Here is a 23811-nt window from a genome sequence, read left to right as displayed (position 1 = left end):
AAAAGACAGACCTTAAGTAGGTCTATAGAATTGAAATTAGTATTCCCTGTGGTAACCGGCTGCCATCCACAAGATAAAATGTGGTACAGGCCCTTGGCTTTGCGTCTCATGGTTTCCCATGGTTTGCCTTTTTCACTTTTTAATTTTTTTAGATATATAGTTAGAAAACCACTAAAAATATAACTATATAAATTTAACTTTAAAGTAATATAATATAGCATATATACTAATAAGTTTACTCTTTTATATCTAATATGATAATTTTACTATATAGAGCGTAAATAAACAATACAGAAGGGTATTGTTAAAACCTGGTTTAATAAGGCATATTGATATTGATGTGTAAAATTATGTGTTAGTGACAAGTGATTATTATAGAGTACATATATTAGTACTATTTATATAAGGTAATAGATATATTGTTTTTAATAAAGGAGGGAGATTTATGAGTAAATATAATTTTAAGGTTAATATTACCCCAAATAAAGCATTTTCGTTAGTAAAGAATAGCCAAAGTGCAGATTTAGTACACGAAGAGTTCTTTGAGTTAGAAAATGGAGTGTGTACAGGAACATTAGTTTATGAAAAATACTACATGAGAACTAGCAATAGGGCTGCACTAGTTGTAATAATAGATAATATTAAAGGATACACAGATGTAAGAGCTATAGCTACAGGCAGCTCAGAAGGCTGGCTTTTTAAGTTTGATTGGGGCGCTGCGGATAATTTTGCAGCCAGTATTGAGAAAATATTAAAGGAGTATATTATATAATTAAAATTTTTAGCAGCCTTTATTAATTAAAAGGCTGCACTTTTTTGTCAAAAATGCTACTGTATATCAAAGGTTACTTTACCTGTATCCATATGATACTTGGCTCCAATTACATTTATCTTCCTTTCGGCAGTTAACTTTTGAATAACTAAGCTTTTATTAATCAAATTCATAGAATTTTTTATATTTTCATCAATTGTTAGATTATAAATTTCATCTGCATTTTGACTATTATTTTTAGTTTTATTATAAGATGGTTTTATTTGATCTATTATAGCTGTAATATTTTCAGATGTTGTACCACCTTCAATTGCAGCTTTTACTGCACCACATTTTTCATGACCTAAAACAATTATTAATGGGGCACCTAGATGTTCGGCTCCATATTCTATGCTTCCTAATGCAATAGGATCAATTACATTTCCAGCATTTCTAACAACAAATAAATCACCTAGTCCTTGATCAAACACTAATTCAGGTGGAACTCTAGAGTCTGAGCAACTTAACACAACTGCAAAAGGCTTCTGACCATCTGTAGATAGTTTCTTACGTCTAGCATCGCTTATATCATGTGTTAGTACTTTATTATCAACATATCTTTTATTGCCTTCTATCAAAAGTTGTTTTGCCCGATCTATACTAACATTGTCTGGTCTTATGTACATTTGAGAATCAGCAGTTTTATTCTCAAACGTTGTTCTGCTTGAAATTTTATTAATTGATAAAATGCTACTATTTCCAGTACTTGCACATCCTATTAATAAAAAAGTTGCTATAAGAATATTAGCAGTTATTAATGTAAAGATGTTAGATGATTTCTTAAGCATTTATGAACCTCCTAATTATAATTTTAGATTTAATGTAGATAGGTTATATTTTTGCTTATAACTAGGTCTTTTATCCGCTGTAAGATACAGTACAAAAAAAGTATAGTTTTTACATAATTCTCAGCTAATTCTCAGCTAGTTTTAAGGTTTTGTTAATTTAACTAGTTTATATTTAAGATAGATAAGGAATTAAGAGAGTTTAGGGGAGATGGATATGGATAGAGTTTTAAGAAGTATACCTAATGGTATGACTATAGCAAGAATAATTATGACAATTTTATTTGATTTTCTTATTTTTAAGCAATTTCTATATGGACAAGATTATAACTCGACATTAATAAGTTTATTTATAATGATATGTGTTTCGGATTTCTTTGATGGTAAGATTGCAAGAAGATTAGGAGCAGCTACCATTCTTGGTGCTAAATTAGACGTATTAGCAGATTTGTTATATATAGTTTCTTCTTATGCAGCACTAATAAGTACTCATGTATTACCTTTATGGTATTTAGTGTTTGTTTGTATTAAGTTTTTAGAATTCGTTGCAACTTCTAATTTTATTAAGCTTTATAAAACTTCATCGGAACATCCATTTATTTTTGATAGAGTTGGGAGAACAGTTTCAGCTATATTTTTCTTAATTCCAGGTATAATCTGCATTTTAAGTTTATTTAATTCAAGTAATAAAATTTACATTGTTAGTATATTGCTTTATTCTACATTTTTAGCAGGAATATATTCTTCCTATGAGAGAATTAAGAGTTGTTTTACTATAGCCTCATTAAAATATAGTAAAGCTAGAAAATAGAGATGGTAATAGAATTTATTTGAGAGGTGTTAATATGAAAAAGAAGTTAGGTTTTTTATTTATTATATTTAGTATGTTAATAACTTTTGTAACATGGCTATTTGTAAGCTCAACTAGGGAGATATCTACAATGAGTGAATATTCGCAGTTGATAGCCGCATTTGCCTTGGTTGCTTTTGCTTTAGTAAACTTTATCTCTACACGGAATAAGATTTTAGACTATATATTCAATGGGCTTGATAAGTCGTATGTATATCATAAATACTTAAGTATATCAGCGTTGCTCTTAGTTGTTATTCACAATATAACAATTGAAATGGGAAAGAGAGCTGAGATTAAAGCCGGAATACCAATACCTAGAGATCCATATGCGATGTATGGTAGCTTTAGTCTATATCTGTTCGTAATACTCATAATAACTGCAATTGTAGCGAAAAAGTTAAATTATGAAAGATGGAAGGCTATCCATAAATTTATGATTGTGGCGTATATGATGGGAGTATATCATTATTACGGAAGTTCTACCTACCCGGTATTTTCTTTTGATCCATTTAGTATATGGCTAAATATAATTAACTTCATAGGAATTATTTCAATATTTTATAGTGTCTTTATTTATGAAAAAGCAGCATTTAAGTTTAAATTTAAGGTTAGTAAACTTAAAATTGTATCAGATGGTACACTAGAGATTACAGGAGAGGCTTTAGGGCATAGTATAAAATTTAAACCAGGACAATTTGCATTCATTAAGCTTCCTGGAAAGAGTAGTAAGTTTTCCTCACATCCATTTACCATAAGTGCGGCTCCTAAGAAAGGAGAAATTCAATTTACAATTAAGTCACTTGGTGATGATACAAAGGTTTTATTAGAAACATTAAAGCTTGGAGATGAATTTGTAGTAGAAGGACCTCACGGCAAATTTGATTATAGAGAAGGAAGTAAGAATCAGATTTGGATTGCTGGAGGCATAGGGGTTACACCCTTCAGGAGTTTTCTACAAGCAAAGGTAACAGAAGAGTATTCTATAGACTTCTTTTATGCCTACAATAGTGAGCAAGATGGAGCATATTTAGAGGAATTAGAAAAGTTGGCATCTGGTTCAAATGTCAGGTTGCATTTATTTAACTTCAAAGACAAAGGTTTTCTATCGGTAGAGCAAATGAAGAATTATGCAGAACTTAGTATGGTTGAAGATGTGTACTTTTGCGGACCTAAGGGAATGAGAGAGAGTCTAAAGAACCAATTTAAAAAGAGCAATTTTGAAAATATAAATATGCATTATGAGCAATTTCAATTCAAATAGAGATATATTTACAAGTAGCTTTTATAATAGCTTAAGGTAGTTAATCTATAATATATATTGTAAAAAGGAGCCTGTGTTCATTCTAAGAACTTGGGTTTCTTTTTCTATGTAAAGAAAAATATAAAACTTTTATGGTATTAAAGCTATATATTTCAATGGTTTTAGAAGATTTTTATGTATATACAGTAAAAAATAAAATTTATTCGCTGATATAGTTTTGATAAGTAAAAGCTTAGTAAAAATATTAACTTTTTTACTAAAAATATATTGAAAATGCTCTATAAATAGTAGAAAATATAAGTATAGGTTTACATTAATTTTTATAATAAAAGGGTTGGAGGAATTACTATGGGGTTTAAGGTTCCTAGCACAGATTGGCTTTCTGATACTTCAATTTTTGCAGTAAATAGAATTGAAGCGCATTCAGACCACAAATACTATAGAACAGAGAAAGAAATGAACTCTGGAGATATGAGACTAAGACAAAGCTTAAATGGAAGTTGGAAGTTTAGTTTTGCTATAAATCCTAGTTCAAGAATTAAGGATTTTTATAATCTAGACTTTGATTGTAATTCATGGAAGGACATAGAGGTTCCTGGACATATACAGCTGCAAGGATACGATAAGCTTCAATATATAAATACTATGTATCCTTGGGATGGACATAGTGAATTGAGGCCGCCGCAGGTATCTGAAGAATATAATCCAGTTGGGAGCTATGTAAAGTATTTTAGTTTAGATGAAACTATGAAAAATGGTTCATTATATATATCCTTTCAAGGGGTGGAGAGCGCTTTCTATGTTTGGTTAAATGGAAATTTTGTTGGATATAGTGAAGATAGTTTTACTCCATCAGAGTTTGAACTAACTCAATATATAAGAGAAGGGGAGAATAAGCTTTCAGTTGAAGTTTATAAGAGATCTACCGGGAGCTGGCTCGAAGATCAGGATTTTTGGAGATTTTCAGGAATTTTTAGAGAAGTATATCTATATTCAATTCCTAAGATTCATGTTCAAGATCTCTTTGTTAAAACTATGCTAGATAGTGAGTACAAAGATGCAGTCCTAGAATCTGAAATTAAAATTGTAGGGTCCACCACTGGAACTATAGATTTAGAGCTAAAAGATAGTAAAGGATTAGTCTTAACTAGTGTTAAGGGTAATAAGTTAAAAAATGAACTAACTTTAAAGCTGGATATAAGTGACGTAAGGCTTTGGAGTGCTGAAGATCCATATTTATATACTCTTTATATTACTGTAAGAGATGAAGATGATAATGTAGTAGAGCTTGTGCCCCAAAAGGTAGGTTTTAGAAGCTTTCAAATGATAGATAAGGTTATGCATATAAATGGAAAGCGTATAGTTTTCAAAGGCATTAATCGCCATGAGTTTAATTGCCGTAGAGGAAGGGCTATAACTAAAGAGGATATGCTTTGGGATATAAGATTTTTTAAACAGAACAATATAAATGCTGTGAGAACTTCTCACTATCCTAATCAAAGCCTTTGGTATGAGCTTTGTGATGAATATGGAATTTACTTAATAGATGAAGCCAATCTAGAAACTCACGGATCTTGGATGAAGATGGGGCAAGTGATTCCTGATTGGGTTATTCCAGACAGTAAACCAGAGTGGCTTGATATTGTATTGGATAGAGCTAAGTCAATGGTAGAGAGAGATAAAAATCATCCATCTATTCTGATATGGTCATGTGGGAATGAATCTTTTGGAGGGGAAAATATCTATAAGATGTCTGAGTACTATAGAAAGAAAGACCCATCAAGATTAGTACATTATGAAGGTATTTTCCATGATAGACGTTTTAATGAAACTAGTGATATGGAAAGTAGGATGTATGCAAAGCCTCATGAAATTAAGGAGTATTTAAATAATAATCCACAAAAACCTTATATAAGTTGTGAATATATGCATGCTATGGGTAATTCCTGTGGAGCAATGCACAAGTATACAGAATTAGAAGATAAGTATGAGCTTTATCAAGGTGGTTTCATCTGGGATTATATAGATCAAGCAGTTGTGAAGAAAGATAGATATGGCAATGAATTTTTTGCATACGGTGGAGATTTTGATGATAGAGCTACAGATTACAATTTCTGTGGTGATGGTATTGTATATGCTGATAGAACCATATCTCCAAAAGTACAAGAAGTTAAAAAACTATATCAAAATCTAAAGTTATATGCTGATAAAAATGGTGTTAAGGTTAAAAATGAAAATTTATTTATAGATACCTCCAGTTATGTACTAGAGTATAGCTTGATCTGTAACGGAGAAGAACAATATAAAGGCAATATTGATGCTATAGTAAAAGCAGGTGAAGAAGAATACTATGAGTTTGATTTACCTGAAGTAAATAATAGTGGAGAGTATGCTGTAAATGTTGCCTTCAAACTCAAGAATGATACTACTTGGGCAAAGGCTGGTCATGAGATAGCTTTTGATCAATATGTGTATTCTATTGAAGAAAAAGAAGAGGTAAGAGTATTAAATAAAGTTAGAGTTATTCATGGAGATGTAAATATAGGAGTTAAGAACAGAGATTTTAGCGTATTATTTTCAAAGCAAGAAGGTGGAATTGTATCACTAAGGTATAATGGAAAAGAATTTATAACAAGAACTCCAATGCCTATATACTGGAGGGCAACAACAGATAATGATAATGGAAATAAACATGGCTTTAGATGTTCACAGTGGCATGAAGCAAGTTTGTTCCAAAAGTGCAAGGATGTACAAGTTTTTGAGCATGAATTTAGCGTCACAGTTGAATATACTTACGCCCTTCCTTTAAGTGTTCCAGCTGAGGTCAAAGTAGCTTATACTGCTTATGAAAATGGAGAGATCAAAGTTAAATGCGATTATAAAGGTATAGAAGGACTCCCTGAAATGCCTATATTCGGATTAGCTTTTAGATTATCAGCGGATTATGATAGTTTTAATTTCTATGGAATGGGACCTGAAGAAAATTATATAGATAGAGTACATGGTGCTAGATTGGGTATTTATGAAAAGTTAGTTAAGGATAATGTTTCAAGATACTTAGTACCTCAAGAAAGTGGCAATCACACTGGTGTAAGATGGGCAAAAATAAAAGATAAAAATGGCTTCGGAATAGAGTTTGCAGCTATTGATAATCCTTTTGAACTTGGGGTATCACCATATACAGCCTTTGAACTTCAAAATGCACTGCATTACTATGAACTTCCACCAGTTAACTACACCATTGTAACAATAGCAGCAAAACAAATGGGAGTAGGAGGCGATGATAGCTGGGGTGCACCTGTTCATAAAGAATACCTAATAGATTCTTCTGAAGATATGCACTTTGAGTTTGTTATAAAACCATGTAAGTAAAAATAACAAAAGGAGCCATGGAAATGTAAGATTTCATGGTTCCTTTATTTTCACTTAGCTTAAAGCAACTATAATAGCGCCAACGGCTATTAGGCCCACACCTATTCCATTCATTTTGCTTATCTTTTCCCCTAAAAATGCAACGGCTAAGATAGTTGCGAGAACTACACTAAACTTGTCTATAGGAGCAACTTGAGATACCTTTCCATATTTCAAAGCTAAGAAGTAAAATAGCCAAGAAAGAGCTCCTGCTAAACCACTAAATATTATAAAGGAAAAAGTTTTTTTGTCGGCAATAACTTCAGGTATCTTGCTTAGCTTCCCTTGGAAAACTACAACTAAAAAAAGAAATAAGGCCATTATTACAGCCCTTACAGCGGTTGCAGTATTAGCATCCACTGATTTTAAACCTACCTTACCAAAGATACCTACTAGTGCAGCAAATATTGCTGAAAGCATAGCACATAAAAACCATACACTATTCATTAATTAACATCCCCTTATTATTTCATAAAAAAATAAATATTATCTCAATCTTTTATAAAATCTTATATTCATCTCTTTGGGTCCAATAAATCTTAAATTCAAGTTTTTCTACATCTCTTTGTTGTTTATAGCTAACTCTTAGATTAGCATTGTCTGGTATGCTGATGTTTTTTTCAAGTGTTAAAAACTTTTCTACACTATTTGACTCTTTTAAATTTGATATCTTTTCGCAGATACTATCCAATATATCCTGCTTAGTTCCTGACTCATCTTTAGAAACTTGATAAAGCTCGTTTTTGTTAATGTAGTTAGTAGAATCTCCAGTAGATAACCAATTGATAAGAGCCTCTTTACTAAATCGCCATTCTCTACCTATTTTTCTTGCTGGGATATGTTCTTCTCTTAGAAGTTTTATTAATGTTTTTTCACTCACACCTAGGAATTCAACTGCTTGTTCTATGTTTAATATGTTATTGTCCAAAACAACACCTCCTATATATTTATCTTAATACTAAATGATAGAAAAATAAATACTTAAATGTACTTAATAGTATTTTAACATTATTTAATAGATATTTAGATGTATATAAATATATTCTTATTAAATAAATTTAATCTGATTTTAATGTTATTTTTAATTAAAATGAAGTAGCATAAATATAAAAATAGTATTCAAACCAAGATAAAAGCGTAAATAAAAAGGGCGGTACAAACAATAATAATGATGACTAAAAAAATATTATATATTAATATTAAGATGGGTTATATACCACTATTTTTTGGGAGATGATACCTTGAAGGAATTTAAGATACTTTTAGTTGAAGATGAAAAACAGATGTCGATGTTTATTGAGATGGAACTTTCTCATGAAGGATATAAAGTAGATGTTGCCTATGATGGAATAGATGCATTAAACAAAATTGACAATAATGACTATAATCTTATTCTCTTAGATTTAATGATTCCTGGAATTAACGGAACTGAAGTTTGCAGGAGAATTAGACAATTTTCAAGTATTCCAATAATCATGCTGACAGCAAAAAGCGAAGTTTCCGATAAAGTTTTAGGACTAGATGCTGGAGCAAATGACTATCTAACTAAGCCATTCGCAATAGAAGAACTTTTAGCGAGAATAAGGGTATATACAAGAAGTAATGACTTAGCTAAAGATATTAGCGACATAAAAGTAGCTGATATTGTAATGGATAGGAAAGCACATAGAGTTTTGAGGGCTGGTCAAGAAATAGAGTTAACAAAGAAAGAATACCAGCTTCTAGAGATGTTATTGATTAACAAGAATGTGGTGCTTACAAGAGAACAATTAATTGAGAGTGTATGGGGTTACGATTATCTGGGAGATACGAATGTTGTAGATGTATTTATAAGATATTTAAGAAGCAAAATTGATGAAGGCTTTAATCAAAAGCTCATAGCAACAGTAAGAGGCGTTGGTTATGTAATAAAAGGTGAATAAAATGAATCTATCGATAATTAAAAATGCTAAAATATCTGTAAAGCTAACTTTGATATATGCTTTTATGTTTTCTCTAGTATTGCTTATATTGAGTACGGTAACTCTATACGGTACTAAGTATTTTTTATATAAGCAAGCTGATAAACAGGTTAATGATATAAGCACGGTGTTAATAGATAAGATTAATGATGAAGCAGGAGAGGTAAGTCTATATAATAAGGATTTCTTAGCAGATTTGCCCTCAAAAGAGAATATGTATATAAGGATATTAGATAATAATGATAATGTCATAGGTCAATCACGTGACTTTAATTATGATATAAAGCTTAAGGAGACTAACGGTAGGACAAAACACTTAGAGCAAAGAGAAAAGCATCTAATGTATTTAAATACCAAACTAAATAGTAAAAACTATGGAGTAGTATATATACAGGTAGTAAAAGATTTAGAAAGTGAATACAGTTTCATAAAGATACTATTTGTATTCTTGGCTATTGCTGATTTTATTGGAATGGTAGCATCAATCGTAGTAGGATATATCATAAGTAAAAAGATGCTCAATCCTATAGATAATATAACTAGAACTGCTGAAAACATTAGTGTTAACAATCTTAAAGAAAGAATTGAAGTTAATGATGCTGATGATGAGTTAAAGAGACTAGCGGGTACTCTTAACAATATGATAGATAGATTACAGAAAGCTTTCGATAGCCAGAGTCAGTTTGTATCAGATGCATCCCATGAACTTAGAACTCCAATTGCAGTTATTCAAGGATACGCAAACCTTTTAGATAGATGGGGGAAAAATGATAAGGAAGCTTTAGAAAAATCAATATATGGTATAAAGCTTGAAGCTGAAAATATGGCCAATTTAGTAGAAAAGCTATTATTTCTAGCCAAAGGAGATGCGCTAACCCAAGTAGTAGAAAAAAAAGAATTTCATTTAAATGAACTGATAGATGAAGTGTTGGCGGAAACAAAATTAATAGATAAAAAACATAATATATTTAGTGATGAGAATGAAGATATTGATATATATGGGGATTATAAGCTTATAAAACAAATGCTAAGAATATTTATTGAGAATAGTATTAAATTCACACCGGATAAAGGCGTAATAACTATAAATTCTATATTGAGAAATAAATCAATATATATAAGTGTTTCAGATACAGGAATAGGTATACCAAAGGATGATATTCAAAATATATTTGATAGATTTTATACAGTAGATAAGTCTAGATCCAAAGAAAAAGGAGGAACTGGGCTTGGTTTATCAATTGCAAAATGGATTGCAGAGGTTCATGATGGAATAATTGAAGTTGAAAGTGAAGAAGGAAAAGGAACAAGTGTTATTGTTAAAATAAACATAAACGAATAGGAAGTTTCAAGAATGAGGTGGGAAGGTCAATACGACAATCTCACCTTTATTTATAATGTTTTGGTAAATTAATCAATTAAAGCCAGTATGTAAATATCATAAATATAGCTTTAATAGCAGAGAGTATATAAGGAAACTATATTTATAAATATAGTAATGTTGGTCTTATATGTTTAATAAACGCTATTAAGTTGTGAGGTGATGAGATTGGCAAGAAGTTTAAAAAAATATATGGTTAGCTTTCTAGTAATAATAATATTAAGTGTGTTTTGTTCCTGCACAATGCGTGATAAGAATAAGTTTGTAAGCTTAGCTAGAACCAATGTTGATAACAGTGTTGTGTCTTTAGTTATGGATACATCAAATTATGAAGGCATGCCTAAAAATTTTAGAAAGTCTTCTGATTTAGGCAATGTTGAGAAAGATAAAACCCTAGATTTAAAGGGGTTAAATGATTTAAATATATCTGGAACTCAGCAGTTCTCAGGTTTTAATCTACCACTTGTAATAAATAGTATAAATACTAAGATGCCTATAACAGTAATAGACTTGAGACAAGAAGCTCATGGATTTATAAATAACATTCCAGTAAGTTGGAAGAATGAGAAAAATGATGCTAACATAGGACTAACAAAAGAACAAGTATTGGCTGATGAACAGAGTAAGCTTAAAAGCATTAAGTTGAATGTTCCTATCATCCTTGCAAATCATCCAAATGAGACAATAACTCCGACTAAAGTTCAGGATGAAGAACAGTTAGTTAAGGAAAATAAACTTGGATATATACGTATTCCTGTTACTGATGGAAAGATACCTACAGATGAAATGGTTGATTATTTTATGCAGATAGTTAAAAAACAGTCTAAAAATACATGGCTACACTTTCACTGCAAAGAGGGAATAGGAAGAACTACTACATTTATGATAATGTATGATATGGTTAAAAATTCTAAGCAGGTTACTTTTGATAATATTATAAAGAGACAACTAGCACTAGCTGGATTTAATGAACAAGAAATTAAATCATTCTATAACAATGAAAGAATTAGTTTCTTACAAAATTTCTATAAGTATTGTAATGAAAATAAAGATAATTTTAATACTAGCTGGATTGAGTGGAAGAAGACTATTACCGCAAGTAATAGTCCTTTTTCCATGTATATAAAAAATAAGATAAGACCAACTTTTCTATATGTCATTTCAGAAGATACTATGAGTGAAAGTGAAAAAACATTAATAGCTACACTTCAAGGAGTAGTCAATAATAAATCCTATCATCAGATATATACACTAAATTCTAATCAACCAGATTATCAAATATGGTTAGAGGATTTAAAGAAGAATTATGGAGTGACTTATAAAAATGTTTCAGATCCGTGGGAGTTAGTTTATAGTTTTAAAGATTATGTAGACGGATATGTTCTGTATGATGAAAGAAATAATCCGTCAATAAATAATGCTTGTTCTCTTTGTTCTTTGAAAAATTCAATAGCAGTAGATACTAGCATTGAATATAAAGTAAAGCTTCATGGCATAACGAAAATAATAGGAGACTGTAGAAATACAGAAGAAAGTTGGGCATACGAAAACTTATGGAACAAAGGACTAAACCATTCTATTGTAATACAATTAGAACCTAATAAAAGTTCTCCACTTAGAGACTATGCAATTATGAGTAAAGCTCTAGTATTTTACGAAAATGATATGAAAAACACTTCTCTTAGAGATAAGATATTCTCATCAATGGATGGAAGCAGTGTGTGCATGGGGTGGGGATCTGATGAATTTACTAATGTAAGTACTTCATCAAAACATGGTGTAAGTATGGTAGCTGCTGATTGGTCTTATAATCTTACAGTTTTAAGTGCATTTGACACAACACCTATTAAACAAGGATACATACCTAAAGATATACCTAATGAAGAGAATGTGCATTATGTAACTTTTATTATGTCCGATGGAGATAATCAGCAATGGAATCTTGGTACAAACTACAGCTCGAAGAAGTGGTATGGATCAAGTTATAGAGGAGATTTTAATTTAGGTTGGGGAATAACTCCATCTATGTATTATTTAGCTCCAACAGTTTTTAATAGATATTACGAAAGTGCATCTAAAGGAAAGTATAGTGATTATTTTATAGTACCTCCTTCAGGTAGTGGTTATATATATCCAAGTAAGTTTGATAAAGAAAAACTTTCACCATATATAAGTCGATTGAATGATTATATGAAACAAACTGATGAAAGATACTTAGCAGTAATTGATGATTCAAGCTTTCATGATGCTGAGCTTTGGGGTCAATTTACAAGCAAAGCTAATATAAAGGGATTGTTTTATTTGGACTACCACAAACATGATAACTATAAAGGAGAAATAGTTTGGTCTAATGGTAAGCCAATAGTATCCTGTAGAGATTTGCTGTGGAGTGGATTAGAAGATGAAGAACAGCTTGCTAAAACTATTAATTTTAGAATAGAGCAAGGACAGACAGATGTAAAAAAAGCCGAAGCATATACATTTGTATATGTTCATGTTTGGAGTAAGGATTTAAATGATGTCAAAAATGTTATAAGTATGCTTGAGAAAAATCCAAGAGTTAGAGTAGTAGCTCCAAAAGTATTTATGGAGCTAATTAATAAAAATATTGAACGATAATTAATTTTAAAGATTAATGATGTCGAAAAGTTATGTGTTATTTATATTTAGTTCGACAAATCAATATAGATCTCTATGGTAGTATAAGTATTATATAGAAAACCTTAATAATTTTAATATAACAAGATTACAAGGTACAGTATCTATAGTTAGGAAGTAGAGTTTTCTCTAATAAATATCAAGTAGTTTATATATAAGAAAATATTACAGGGAGGAATGTAATATGGATAAAAATAAAATAATCAATAAACATAAAGTTGCAATAATAGCAGCATTTTTCTTAATAATTATTGTAATTGGATCATTAATAGCTTTATCTAAGCCCGCTGGAAGTGTTTTTGCAGATGAAGGGGGAGTTAAATCAGAACCAGCTGGAAGTATTTTTAATAGTTCATTTGTAGATAAAGGAGTAATCAAAGCAGAGGCTGATGGTAAGGTTAGTTCTGTTGAAAAGATCTGTGAAAAAAGTGGAGTGAAAGTAACCTTAAAAGGTGTTGTATCAGATGGAATTAGAACCGTGTTAAGCATAAGATTTGATAGTAAAAATGTTAATTTCGAAGATTTTAAATTGGCTAAGGTATCTCTAGTAGATGGTGACGGAAAAAAATACGAAATATCTCAGTATGGTCAAGGTATAACTAAGAAAGGGCAATATAGTTTTGAAACTGCAATTGAGTTCAAGGGCTCTCCTTCTAAAAAGACAACTGCTAAGCTTAATATAGGTAGTATAAATAATATTAATGGAAGTTGGAATTTTGACTTGGATATTAATCCTAGTTCCATTGAAAGTTATAAAGCAAGTGGAGTTTATGATGATGGTAAAATAACACTCTCTATAACAAATGTAAAGATTACGGGAACGTATACGATTCTGGAAGGGAACATGAAGGGAAGCAATATTGATATTTATTCAGTTCTTTCAAATAGTAATGGTGATAAAGTTGGACAAATTTCTGGAGAAATGGAACTAAACAAGGATTTTAAACTCTATTATCCTCCTTTGACGAAGACAGATAAATTTAATTTAGTTATAAAAACTGCCGACCAGACTAAAGTGATACTTTCGACTGATATTAATGTAGATAAATAGATTAAACACTAGAATTAAAAGATAAACTACAAAAATTCCAAGAATAGCATCTTTTAATTCTAGTGTTTTTTTATTTGTTATTAAAAAAGCTCAGCTGCACAGCAGTTACCTCGCTTTGATAAGTAGGCATCTTAAGGCTTATGCCATACTTACTGCATGCATTTGATAGAGCATAACTTAACTTTTTCATATTTTTAGTAGAACAGCTATATATATCGCCATAACTTTTCTCATATTTTTCACGAATTCCTGGGAAATGTTTATCTAGTTTTTTATAATAGTAATCTCGCTGCCTGTCTCTAAGTGACATTCCAAGCCAAGGAACAATGTTTTTAACTCCGTAGTAATTCGCTTTATTTACTATGTCTAAAATGTTTTCCTCGGTATCTTCAAGAAAAGGTAAAATAGGCATCATTGTAATACTTGTGTGAATTCCAAGCTCAGATAGAATTCCCAGTGCCTTAAGTCGGTCTGTAGAAGAAGAAGCACCAGGTTCCACTATCTTTGCAAGTTTATCATCAGTAGTTGTTATAGTTATAGCTACTGAAGCATAAATCTTATTTATTTCTTGAAGAATATCTATATCTCTGAGTATAAGATTACTTTTGGTTGTAATGTGAATTGGAAATCTATATTGCGCAATTGCTTCAAGACATCCACGGGTTAACTGATAGTGTTTTTCTGATCTAGTATAAGGATCACTCATAGCACCAGTGCCGATTACCCCTTTTTTTCTTTTATTTTTAAGTTCCTTATTTAAAAGTTCTACAGCATTTCTTTTGACTATTAGCTCATCAAAGTTATCTATTCTGTAGCATAAACTTCTTGAGTCGCAATATATACAATGATGTTCACAACCTCTATAAGTATTGAAGGTATAATTAGTACCAAACCAACTGCTAGGATTTTTACTTGTAGAGAGCAGCATCTTCGCATCTATTTCTTTCGGCATTTTATTAACCTCCATTTAAATCCTTAATCTTATACTTGATTGTACATCATCCAATAAGACATAAGCATGTCATATTATAAATAAACTTAATGTTTATCGTGAAAATGAGGTCTTCTTCTTTTTTGTCTTTCATGATGTTGTGGGTCTACCTCAAACAATAGATTTAAAACAGAAGATGCAACTGGTAGGCCTATAAACAGTATTATTGATATCCTTGGATAATAGAAAGCAATTAGGATTATAATTGAGCTTATAACTGGCATCATAAATATGCGTGAATATAATTTATATTTATGTTCAAATAGTGTAGTAGGTATTATAAGTAAAAACATAAAAGTCATGCTAAAATTGACACATAAAAAAACTATTGCATACCCAACTGCTGGTGCAACTGCATTAGGGTTCTGAATAACCCATTTTGTAAACAGTGGCACTAGTGATAAGAAAAATAGGAATATTATGTTTATCCACACAACTCTATTAGTAACATGTTCTAATTCATCAAAAAGTCTTCTATGCTGGTTCCAAAAGTTTCCTACAACCAAGAAGCTGACTAGATATACAACAATTGAATTAATTAATCCATAAATTGAAGCAGTGTCAAAGGTATTTGGTGTAGGGATATTTAAAACTATTATAGTAACAATAATTGCAATTACTCCGTCGCTAAAGGCTTCAAGTCTATTTTTTGAAATTTTCATTTGTAACCTCACTTTCTTTTTACCTAAATCTATTTATAATCGAGTTATAACTGTATTAAAATCATTTCATATCGGGAAATACAAAGATTATATTCTATAAATTTAGCAAATACAAGAAAAGAAATGACTAAACAAAAATAAATTAAGGTACCTTAATAAAATTGTTGACAATAAAAATAGCTGGGTATATGATGAATATATTAAGGTACCTTATTAGTTTTGAAGGAGATAAATACATGTATAATATAACTTCAGAAAAATTGTTGCAACAAATAAATTATTTTACTAATCTTGTTAATCGACAACAGCATAATTCCAATTCTAAAGATAATGAAATCATGGTTAGTAGGGCTCAGGGCCATCTATTAGGATTATTATTAATGAAAGATGGTTTAACTCAAAAGGAATTAAGTTCACAGTTGCAGATAAGACCTGCTTCTCTTGGCGAATTGGTTGATAAATTACAACAAAATGGTTATGTGGAGAGACGGTTAAATGAAAAGGATAAAAGAGTTTCCAACGTATATCTCACAGAGCATGGCAGAAATTCAGCCAATGAAGTAATGCAGGCTAGAATGCAGCTAGTTGATAATGTTTTTTCAGGTTTATCAGAAGAAGAAATGAATCAACTTTCTAGTCTAATGAGTAAGTTAATTGACTCAATTGAACAAAGTTCAGGTGAAAATATTGAGAAATTACGTAAAGAGCATCACGGCATTAGAGGAGATCAGGATTTTCCTGGAGGAGCTAATTTCTTTAGAGATCATCAGCGTGAACGTTAAAAGTATATTAATATAAATTGAGTTTTACAACCATTCCTTATAACTAAAAGTAGTAAAGTTTGTTGTTTTATCGATTATTGATTTATGGGCACTTTAAAGGAGGATAAGGAAATGGAACAAGTTGAAATAGATCAAATTGACTCATATTATTTTGAAAAGTCACCTATTTGGAAAGCAATAGCACATATGTCATTACCGATGATGCTTGGTATGTCGCTGAATCTAATTTATAACATTATTGATGCTTATTTTATTGGGAAGTTAAACAATACAGAGATGATGTCAGCAATTACTCTAGCATTACCATTTATTACAGTTTTAATGGCACTAGGAAATTTATTTGGAACAGGAGGAGGAACCTTTATCTCTAGACTTCTGGGAGAAAAGAATCTTCAGGAATCTAAAAAGGTTGCTTCAGTATCCTTTTATTTTAGTATAATCACAGGTTTGATACTTATAATGCTTTCTATACCAATGATTCAGCCAATATTGAAGTTGTTAGGAGCAGAAGGAAACAATATAGAGTTTACTAAAAGTATAATTTTAATTTTCACCATTGGAAGTCCTATAATAATCGCAAATTTTGTATTAGAGCAGCTTGTCCGTGCAGAAGGAGCTTCTACAGTATCCATGTATGGAATGGGTATTAGTGTTATAGCAAATATTATACTTGACCCAATCTTAATATTCACTTGTCATTTGAACATTATGGGTGCAGCCTTAGGAACTGTTTTAGGAAATCTTTGTGCTGTGTTGTATTTCATTTATTATATACAGAGGAAAAGCTCTGCACTAAGTATTTCTTTTAAGGAATTTATGCCAACTTCATTAATAACTAAGGACATTTTCAAAATAGGGGTAACATCTTTACTAATGGATGTATTTTTAATTATTTCAGGACTACTATTTAATAACCTCTCTATCAGGTATGGAGATTATGTGGTTGCAGGCTTTGGTATATCACAAAGAGTTGTACAGTTATCAGATTTTATAGGTATGGGGTTATTTATGGGAGTAATACCTCTCGTAGCATATTCATATTCAGCAAAGAATATAAAAAGGATGCAAGAAATAATTCGTACTACAGCATCGTATATTATGATTTTAATTGGAGGTATTTCTGGAACCTTACTGATATTTAGAACTGAGGTTTTCCAGTTGTTTAGTAAAGATAATGAAGTTCTTGTAATTGGGACTTTGATTTTTGTGGCAATGCTTTTATCTTCTTTATTTACAAGTCTTTCTGGTTTGATTGTAGGGATATTTCAAGGTGTTGGAAGAGAAAAAGAAGCTGCAATTATGTCGGTAGCAAAAGGATTGATTGTAATCCCAATAATGATTTTATCTAATACTTTTTGGGGACTCCATGGATTAATATGGTCTTTAACTGCATCAGAAGTTTTAGCTTGCTTAGTAGGTGCACTGTTATGGTTACATTTTAAGAAAGATCCTTCAATGAAGGTTTCAGTTTAATAATTGTATCCTATTTGATATTTATACGCGATATATGTTGTTAAGTGGATATAAGATATTAGTTATTATGAAGTGGTTCATCTATAAACTTAAAAAAGAGGAAAACTTAAGGTGTAAAATCCATCCCTTAGTTATAGTAAAGCTGTCTTTAGCATAAATGTTAAAGACAGCTTTTTTACTGTAAAAGAAATTGGGAGTAAGTAAAAAATGAAAAGATTATTTATTAAGGTAGATGGTATTGTTCAAGGAGTGGGGTTTAGACCTTTCATTTATAAAAAAGCCATAGACTTAGGGCTCAAAGGTTGGGTTAACAACAATTCAGAAGGAGTATATATAGATGTTGAAGGTGATGCTGACTCAATCTATCAGTTTCTTAAGGAATTAAGAACCAACCCGCCTGCATTATCAAAAGTTCAGGGTATAGATATACAGGAAAAGCCTTTAATAGGCTACGAAGTTTTTAATGTAAGGGAAAGTGAAAAAGTAAAAGAAAAAATCACTTTAATTTCTCCAGATGTTTCAATATGTAAGGAGTGTACTGATGAGCTTCTTGATAAAGGAAACAGAAGGTATGGATATCCTTTTACTAACTGCACTAACTGTGGTCCTAGATTTAGCATAATTAAGGATATTCCCTATGACAGAGATAAAACAACCATGAAAAGTTTCAGAATGTGCTCTCAATGTGAGCAAGAGTATAGGAATGTAAAAGATAGAAGGTTTCATGCCCAACCTAATGCCTGCTATGATTGCGGGCCTAGACTATGGATAGAGGATAAATGTGGACATACCATATCTGTAAATGATCCTATAGAGTGGACTCGCAATAAGTTAAAGGAAGGTAATGTATTTGCTATAAAGGGACTTGGAGGGTTTCATATTGCATGTGATGCAAAGAATGGTGAAGCTATTAAAGAATTAAGAGATAGAAAAAGAAGGCCACATAAGCCTCTAGCCACAATGGCAAAAGATATGAAAACCATAAGTAAGTACTGTAAGGTTGATGAAGTTGAGCAAGAAATATTAGAAGGAATAACTAAGCCTATAGTAATTTTAAATAGAAGCGATCAATTTAACTTACCTGAAAATATAGCACCATTTCAAAAGACTCTTGGAGTAATGCTGCCATATACACCACTACATATACTTCTTTTTGATGATGAACTAGATATGCTTATAATGACTAGTGCCAACGTTAATGGTCTTCCTATTGAGTACAAGGATCAAAATGCAAGAGATAGTCTTAAGGATGTTGTAGATTATTTTTTAATGCATGATAGAGAAATATATGTTCCAGTAGATGATTCAGTTGTGCGATTTATAGGTGGAAAAGTTCGTATGATAAGGCGAGCACGAGGGTATGTGCCAGAACCTTTTAAGTTCAATGGTATAGAAAGCATATTGGCTTGTGGTTCTGATATGAAAAATACCTTTAGTTTTACTAAGGAAAAGTTTTTATTTGTTAGCCAATACAATGGCGATCTGGAAAATATTCAAACTCTTAACCATTATGAAAATAATATAAAACATTTTAACAGAATCTTCGCTTTTAAGCCCAGTTATATAGCACATGATCTGCATCCTGCCTATCTATCTACTCAATATGCTTTGAATTATTCAGTGCAAAAAATCGCAGTACAGCACCATCATGCGCACATTGCTAGCTGCATGATGGAGAATGACATAAAAAACAAGATTATTGGGGTTTGTTATGACGGAACTGGATATGGAGAAGATGGAGCAATTTGGGGAGGAGAATTCTTAATATGTGATATGAAAGAATTTAAAAGAGTAGGACATCTAAATTATATAAAACTACCTGGAGGAGATAAAGCCATTAAGGAACCTTGGCGAATGGGTGTGGCTTATGTTCATAAGTCCTTGATTGATAGCTTCAATTCTCAAAACAAAAGTAACTATACAACTTCTAATGATAGCGTAGAGTCTGCAGTATATAAGATTTTTAAAGAGAAAGGGTTAACCTTGATAAGAATTTTGAACTCAGGGTTTAACTTTCCTATAACCTCAAGTATGGGGAGACTTTTCGATGCAGTAGCAAGCCTACTTGGAATAAGGGATATTGTTACTTACGAAGGGCAAGCATCCATGGAACTAGAGGCTTGTATAGAAGAAGGTGTAGAAGGTTTTTATAGCTATGAGGTAGTAGATGAGGACGTAAATATCATAAAACCCTATTCGATTATCACTGAAATATTAGAAGATATGCACTCTGGGATTTCAAAAGGTGTTATTTCTGCTAAGTTTCACAATACAATAATAAAGCTTACAGTTGATATGTGCATGAAAGTAAGTACCGCATCTGGGCTTAAAGAAGTAGCTCTTAGTGGCGGAGTCTTTCAAAACTCCTACCTTTTAAGAAACATCATAAGAAGGCTTAAGGAGAATAATTTTAAAGTTTATACTCAAAGTTCTATACCATGTAATGATGGAGGGATATCGGTAGGTCAATTATGTATAGCAAATGAGATAATAAAAAGCAGTAATTTCAATAATAATCTTAAACATAGCCTAAGATTATAATGTATATAAAGTAATGGAAACTTGAGGTGAGAAATATTATGCATGAAGTTTCAATTATACAGGAAGTGATTAATATAACACAAAATACGGCAGCTGAAAACAACATGAAAAGAGTAGATAAAATAACCTTGAAGATAGGTGAACTTTCAGGTGCAATGATAGATTCACTAGTGTTTGCATTTAATATCATTCGCCAAGGAACTTTAGTGGAAACTTCAGAATTAGAATTTATTAAGGTTGAAGCTAAAGCAAAATGCGATAACTGTGACATTATTTTTAAAATTGATCATTTCAATAGGTTGTGTCCAACTTGTAATGAATTTAGCAATAATGTCATAAGTGGATATGAACTCTATATAGAGACAATAGAAGGAGAATAGAGTACGAGACAAATTAAAGTAGTAACCAATATATATCAAGTAAGTGATGAGATTGATTATGATATTAAGATAACTTATCTTGTAGAGTAGGAAAAATCTTTAAGTAAGAAGATTAAGGAGGTGGAATAGATGTGTGTTGCTGTGCCTGGAAAAGTGATAGAAACTGATGGTAATAAGGCAATCATAGAAGTGGGAAATGTAAGAAGAGAAATTTATATACATCTTGTACCTGAGGTTTCCTTAGGACAATATGTATTAGTTCATGCTGGGTGTGCCATTCAGATTGTAGATGAGGAAGAAGCAAAGCAAACCTTGGAGATAATTAAGGAGCTGATAGAGGATGAAGTTTATTGATGAATTCAGAGATGGGGAACTAGCCAGAAAGCTGGCAAAAAAGATAGGGATTAATAGCTGTGAACCTATTAACATTATGGAGGTATGTGGTACCCATACCATGGCGATTTTTAAGTATGGTATAAGAGATATACTTCCAGGGAATGTTAACCTTATCTCTGGACCTGGATGTCCCGTATGTGTAACTCCACAAAGCTACATAGATACAGCTATTGAACTTGCTTCAATGGACAATGTTATCATAACCACCTTTGGAGACATGCTGAGGGTACCAGGTAAAAGTGCCTCTTTGTTAAGTGAAAAATCTGAGGGTGCTGACATCAGAGTTGTATACTCACCAATGGATGCTATAAAAGTAGCTCAAAATAATAAAGAGAAAAAAGTTGTATTTCTTTCTGTAGGATTTGAGACAACCACTCCAATGACAGCAATAACAGTACTTGAAGCTAAGAAAGCTAAAGTAAATAATCTGTTCTTTCTTACAGCCCACAAGATTGTTCCTCCTATAATGGAGGAATTGGTTAAGGATAAAGAGTTGAAGATTCATGGCTTTTTACTCCCAGGTCATGTAAGTGCAATTATAGGAAGCAAGCCTTATGAATTTTTAAGTGAAAGATATCATATACCAGCGGTAATAACAGGCTTTGAACCTATAGACTTACTACATGGAATAGATACTTTACTAGAACTTATAGATAAAAAAGAATCCAAGATAGTTAATAATTACACAAGAATTGTGAAAACAGAAGGAAATCAAAGAGCTATAAAACAGCTAAATCAGGTGTTTGATATAGTAGAGACTCGCTGGAGAGGTATCGGGAATGTACCAAACAGTGGGTATGTGTTTAAACAGGAATTTGAGCAGTATGATGCTTTGAAGCATTTCAAAATTAAGTACAAAGACTATGATGGGAGTGCTGGCTGTAGATGTGGAGAAATATTAAAGGGAAAGATTACTCCAATAGAATGTCCTCTTTTTAAGAAATGTTGTACTCCAGAAAATCCAGTTGGATCCTGCATGGTATCCTCAGAAGGTACCTGTGCGGCTTATTTTAAATATCATAGTTAAGAACATATAAATTTAAACTTAAAGCTTCTTTGGTGTCTTATGAGATATATTGGAAAAATAAAATGTATATCAAGGGTGGAGGTGTTTTTGGATGATTGGAAAGGTACTTCTTAGTCATGGCAGTGGCGGAAGACAGACCAACGGACTAATAAGTGAAATTTTTATAAAACACTTTAATAATTCTGTATTAAGTCAAATGAATGACGCGGCACAACTGACACTGGAAGGCAATAGAGTTGCTTTTACCACAGATTCTTTTGTAGTTAATCCTATCTTTTTTAATGGCGGAAACATTGGAAAGTTGGCTGTCTGCGGAACAGTAAATGATCTAGCAGTAAGCGGAGCTAGACCTTTATATCTAAGTTCTGCATTTATTATAGAGGAGGGCTTTGAGTTAGAAAAACTAGAGGAAATAGTTAAATCTATGGCTTTAGAAGCTGAAAAGGCTGGAATGAAAATTGTAGCAGGAGATACTAAGGTAGTAGAAAGAGGAAGTGTAGATGGCATATATATTAACACTACGGGAATAGGCGTAATATATGAAGAAATCTATATAAGTGCAAGTAATGCTAAACCTGGAGATGTTGTTATAGTTAATGGAACCCTTGCTGACCATGGAATAACAATAATGTGTAAAAGACACAACCTTGGAATAGAAGGGGATATCTCGAGCGATTGTGCATCGTTAAATTCCTTAATATATGAAGTCCTCAATGTATGCAAAGATATTCATGTGATGAGAGATGCTACAAGAGGCGGTGTTGCAGCTGTGCTTAATGAAATTGCTGAAGCTAGTAAGGTTTCAATAATTCTTAAGGAAGAAAGTATTCTCGTTAAAGAAGAAATTAGAGGCGTTTGCGAAATGCTTGGACTTGATCCACTTTATGTTGCTAATGAAGGTAAGGTTTGTATATTTGTTCCAGAGGAGCATGCTGAAGAGGTACTGTCAGTAATGAAAAAGCATCCGCTAGGGCAAGATGCCTATATTATAGGCAGGGTAACTGATGATATAAAAAATAGAGTTTTTGTTGAGACCATGATTGGAAGCAAGAGAATTTTAGATATGCCATCAGGAGAGCAGTTGCCTAGGATATGTTAGATGTAATGTGTGGATATAAGAAAAGTACTAATGCTAAAGGAAAAGTGTTTTTTTGTGCAAATTAACTACTTTGTAGATTAAAGATAGATATTTAAAAGGATCGCTGAGGAAGTTTGCTTCAGCGATCCTTTTGCTTTTCGATTGTTGACAAAATTATTCTATAACAATATAGTTAACCTAGAATAAGAGTTAAGCATAATACCATCTTAAGAATGAGTTACTTGCTTATTAAATGAAAGTAGAAACAAATGGGCACTTATTTACCTATTTAAATAAAATTCAAGTTTT

At 31.6% G+C, this 23811-nt stretch carries 20 protein-coding genes and 1 riboswitch; of the genes, 15 read left to right on the top strand and 5 right to left on the bottom strand.

Annotated elements, in window-relative coordinates:
* Positions 1 to 47: 47 nt before the first annotated feature.
* Positions 48 to 138: riboswitch (cyclic di-GMP riboswitch) on the bottom strand.
* A gap of 307 nt (positions 139 to 445) precedes the next feature.
* The gene (locus bsdtw1_RS21365) at positions 446 to 772 is read left to right on the top strand and encodes a DUF6054 family protein (protein WP_183279508.1); all 327 of its coding nucleotides are present in this window, start codon (positions 446 to 448) and stop codon (positions 770 to 772) included.
* A gap of 56 nt (positions 773 to 828) precedes the next feature.
* Here the strand turns inward: bsdtw1_RS21365 and bsdtw1_RS21360 are convergent, their stop codons facing one another.
* A complete protein-coding gene (locus bsdtw1_RS21360; protein WP_280514158.1) occupies positions 829 to 1599 on the bottom strand; it encodes a carbonic anhydrase in 771 nt (256 codons plus the stop codon).
* Positions 1600 to 1813: 214 nt separating this feature from the next.
* Here bsdtw1_RS21360 and bsdtw1_RS21355 point away from each other — a divergent pair, with 214 nt between their 5' ends.
* From bsdtw1_RS21355 to lacZ, 3 genes are all read left to right on the top strand, one after another.
* Positions 1814 to 2407, top strand: coding sequence for a CDP-alcohol phosphatidyltransferase family protein (locus bsdtw1_RS21355; protein ID WP_183279507.1), 594 nt, complete (start codon positions 1814 to 1816; stop codon positions 2405 to 2407).
* A gap of 34 nt (positions 2408 to 2441) precedes the next feature.
* Positions 2442 to 3710 carry a ferredoxin reductase family protein gene (locus tag bsdtw1_RS21350; RefSeq protein ID WP_183279506.1) on the top strand — a complete coding sequence of 423 codons (1269 nt, stop codon included), beginning with the start codon at positions 2442 to 2444 and terminating at the stop codon, positions 3708 to 3710.
* Positions 3711 to 4058: 348 nt separating this feature from the next.
* Entirely contained in the window at positions 4059 to 7082 is a 3024-nt protein-coding gene (lacZ, locus tag bsdtw1_RS21345; protein WP_183279505.1) for a beta-galactosidase, LacZ type, read from the top strand.
* A gap of 54 nt (positions 7083 to 7136) precedes the next feature.
* On the opposite strand, the gene bsdtw1_RS21340 is transcribed toward lacZ, so the two are convergent.
* A complete protein-coding gene (locus bsdtw1_RS21340) occupies positions 7137 to 7568 on the bottom strand; it encodes an EamA family transporter (protein ID WP_183279504.1) in 432 nt (143 codons plus the stop codon).
* A gap of 52 nt (positions 7569 to 7620) precedes the next feature.
* Entirely contained in the window at positions 7621 to 8049 is a 429-nt protein-coding gene (locus bsdtw1_RS21335; protein WP_183279503.1) for a helix-turn-helix domain-containing protein, read from the bottom strand.
* Between the two features lie 313 nt (positions 8050 to 8362).
* Between bsdtw1_RS21335 and bsdtw1_RS21330 the strand changes: the two genes are divergently transcribed.
* The 4 genes from bsdtw1_RS21330 (at position 8363) to bsdtw1_RS21315 (ending at position 14172) form a co-directional block, all read left to right on the top strand.
* A complete protein-coding gene (locus tag bsdtw1_RS21330) occupies positions 8363 to 9043 on the top strand; it encodes a response regulator transcription factor (protein ID WP_183279502.1) in 681 nt (226 codons plus the stop codon).
* A gap of 1 nt (position 9044) precedes the next feature.
* Positions 9045 to 10424, top strand: a complete 1380-nt coding sequence (locus bsdtw1_RS21325; protein ID WP_183279501.1) for a HAMP domain-containing sensor histidine kinase — start codon at positions 9045 to 9047, stop codon at positions 10422 to 10424.
* 201 nt (positions 10425 to 10625) lie between these two features.
* On the top strand, positions 10626 to 13082 hold the full coding sequence (locus bsdtw1_RS21320) for a GxGYxYP domain-containing protein (protein ID WP_371874742.1): 2457 nt from the start codon (positions 10626 to 10628) through the stop codon (positions 13080 to 13082).
* A gap of 223 nt (positions 13083 to 13305) precedes the next feature.
* Positions 13306 to 14172: a DUF4179 domain-containing protein gene (locus bsdtw1_RS21315; RefSeq protein ID WP_183279500.1), complete on the top strand. Its 867-nt coding sequence runs from the start codon at positions 13306 to 13308 to the stop codon at positions 14170 to 14172.
* Positions 14173 to 14242: 70 nt separating this feature from the next.
* Here bsdtw1_RS21315 and bsdtw1_RS21310 read toward each other — a convergent pair whose 3' ends face one another.
* Together bsdtw1_RS21310 and bsdtw1_RS21305 are read right to left on the bottom strand one after the other, a co-directional pair.
* Complete coding sequence (locus tag bsdtw1_RS21310; RefSeq protein WP_183279499.1) at positions 14243 to 15124, bottom strand: SPL family radical SAM protein; 882 nt, start codon at positions 15122 to 15124, stop codon at positions 14243 to 14245.
* An 86-nt stretch (positions 15125 to 15210) separates the two neighbouring features.
* Positions 15211 to 15825, bottom strand: coding sequence for a TMEM175 family protein (locus bsdtw1_RS21305; protein ID WP_183279498.1), 615 nt, complete (start codon positions 15823 to 15825; stop codon positions 15211 to 15213).
* Positions 15826 to 16061: 236 nt separating this feature from the next.
* Here bsdtw1_RS21305 and bsdtw1_RS21300 point away from each other — a divergent pair, with 236 nt between their 5' ends.
* The 7 genes from bsdtw1_RS21300 (at position 16062) to hypE (ending at position 23523) form a co-directional block, all read left to right on the top strand.
* A complete protein-coding gene (locus bsdtw1_RS21300) occupies positions 16062 to 16607 on the top strand; it encodes a MarR family winged helix-turn-helix transcriptional regulator (protein WP_183279497.1) in 546 nt (181 codons plus the stop codon).
* Positions 16608 to 16718: 111 nt separating this feature from the next.
* Positions 16719 to 18080 carry an MATE family efflux transporter gene (locus bsdtw1_RS21295; protein WP_183279496.1) on the top strand — a complete coding sequence of 454 codons (1362 nt, stop codon included), beginning with the start codon at positions 16719 to 16721 and terminating at the stop codon, positions 18078 to 18080.
* A 207-nt stretch (positions 18081 to 18287) separates the two neighbouring features.
* Positions 18288 to 20621: a carbamoyltransferase HypF gene (gene hypF, locus bsdtw1_RS21290; RefSeq protein ID WP_183279495.1), complete on the top strand. Its 2334-nt coding sequence runs from the start codon at positions 18288 to 18290 to the stop codon at positions 20619 to 20621.
* A gap of 38 nt (positions 20622 to 20659) precedes the next feature.
* Positions 20660 to 21001, top strand: coding sequence for a hydrogenase maturation nickel metallochaperone HypA (gene hypA, locus bsdtw1_RS21285; RefSeq protein ID WP_183279494.1), 342 nt, complete (start codon positions 20660 to 20662; stop codon positions 20999 to 21001).
* A gap of 129 nt (positions 21002 to 21130) precedes the next feature.
* Entirely contained in the window at positions 21131 to 21355 is a 225-nt protein-coding gene (locus bsdtw1_RS21280) for a HypC/HybG/HupF family hydrogenase formation chaperone (protein WP_183279493.1), read from the top strand.
* Positions 21342 to 22424 (top strand): hydrogenase formation protein HypD, encoded by a 1083-nt coding sequence (gene hypD / locus bsdtw1_RS21275; RefSeq protein ID WP_183279492.1) that lies wholly within the window; start codon positions 21342 to 21344, stop codon positions 22422 to 22424. The genes bsdtw1_RS21280 and hypD overlap by 14 nt, the downstream gene beginning before the upstream one ends.
* A gap of 91 nt (positions 22425 to 22515) precedes the next feature.
* On the top strand, positions 22516 to 23523 hold the full coding sequence (gene hypE / locus bsdtw1_RS21270) for a hydrogenase expression/formation protein HypE (RefSeq protein WP_183279491.1): 1008 nt from the start codon (positions 22516 to 22518) through the stop codon (positions 23521 to 23523).
* The last annotated feature ends 288 nt before the right edge of the window (positions 23524 to 23811 follow it).

The organism is Clostridium fungisolvens, from assembly GCF_014193895.1.
Taxonomy (GTDB): Bacteria; Bacillota; Clostridia; order Clostridiales; family Clostridiaceae; genus Clostridium_AR; species Clostridium_AR fungisolvens.
The sequence above is the reverse complement of the archived record's forward strand: the minus strand, read 5'-3'. Positions and strand labels throughout refer to the sequence as shown.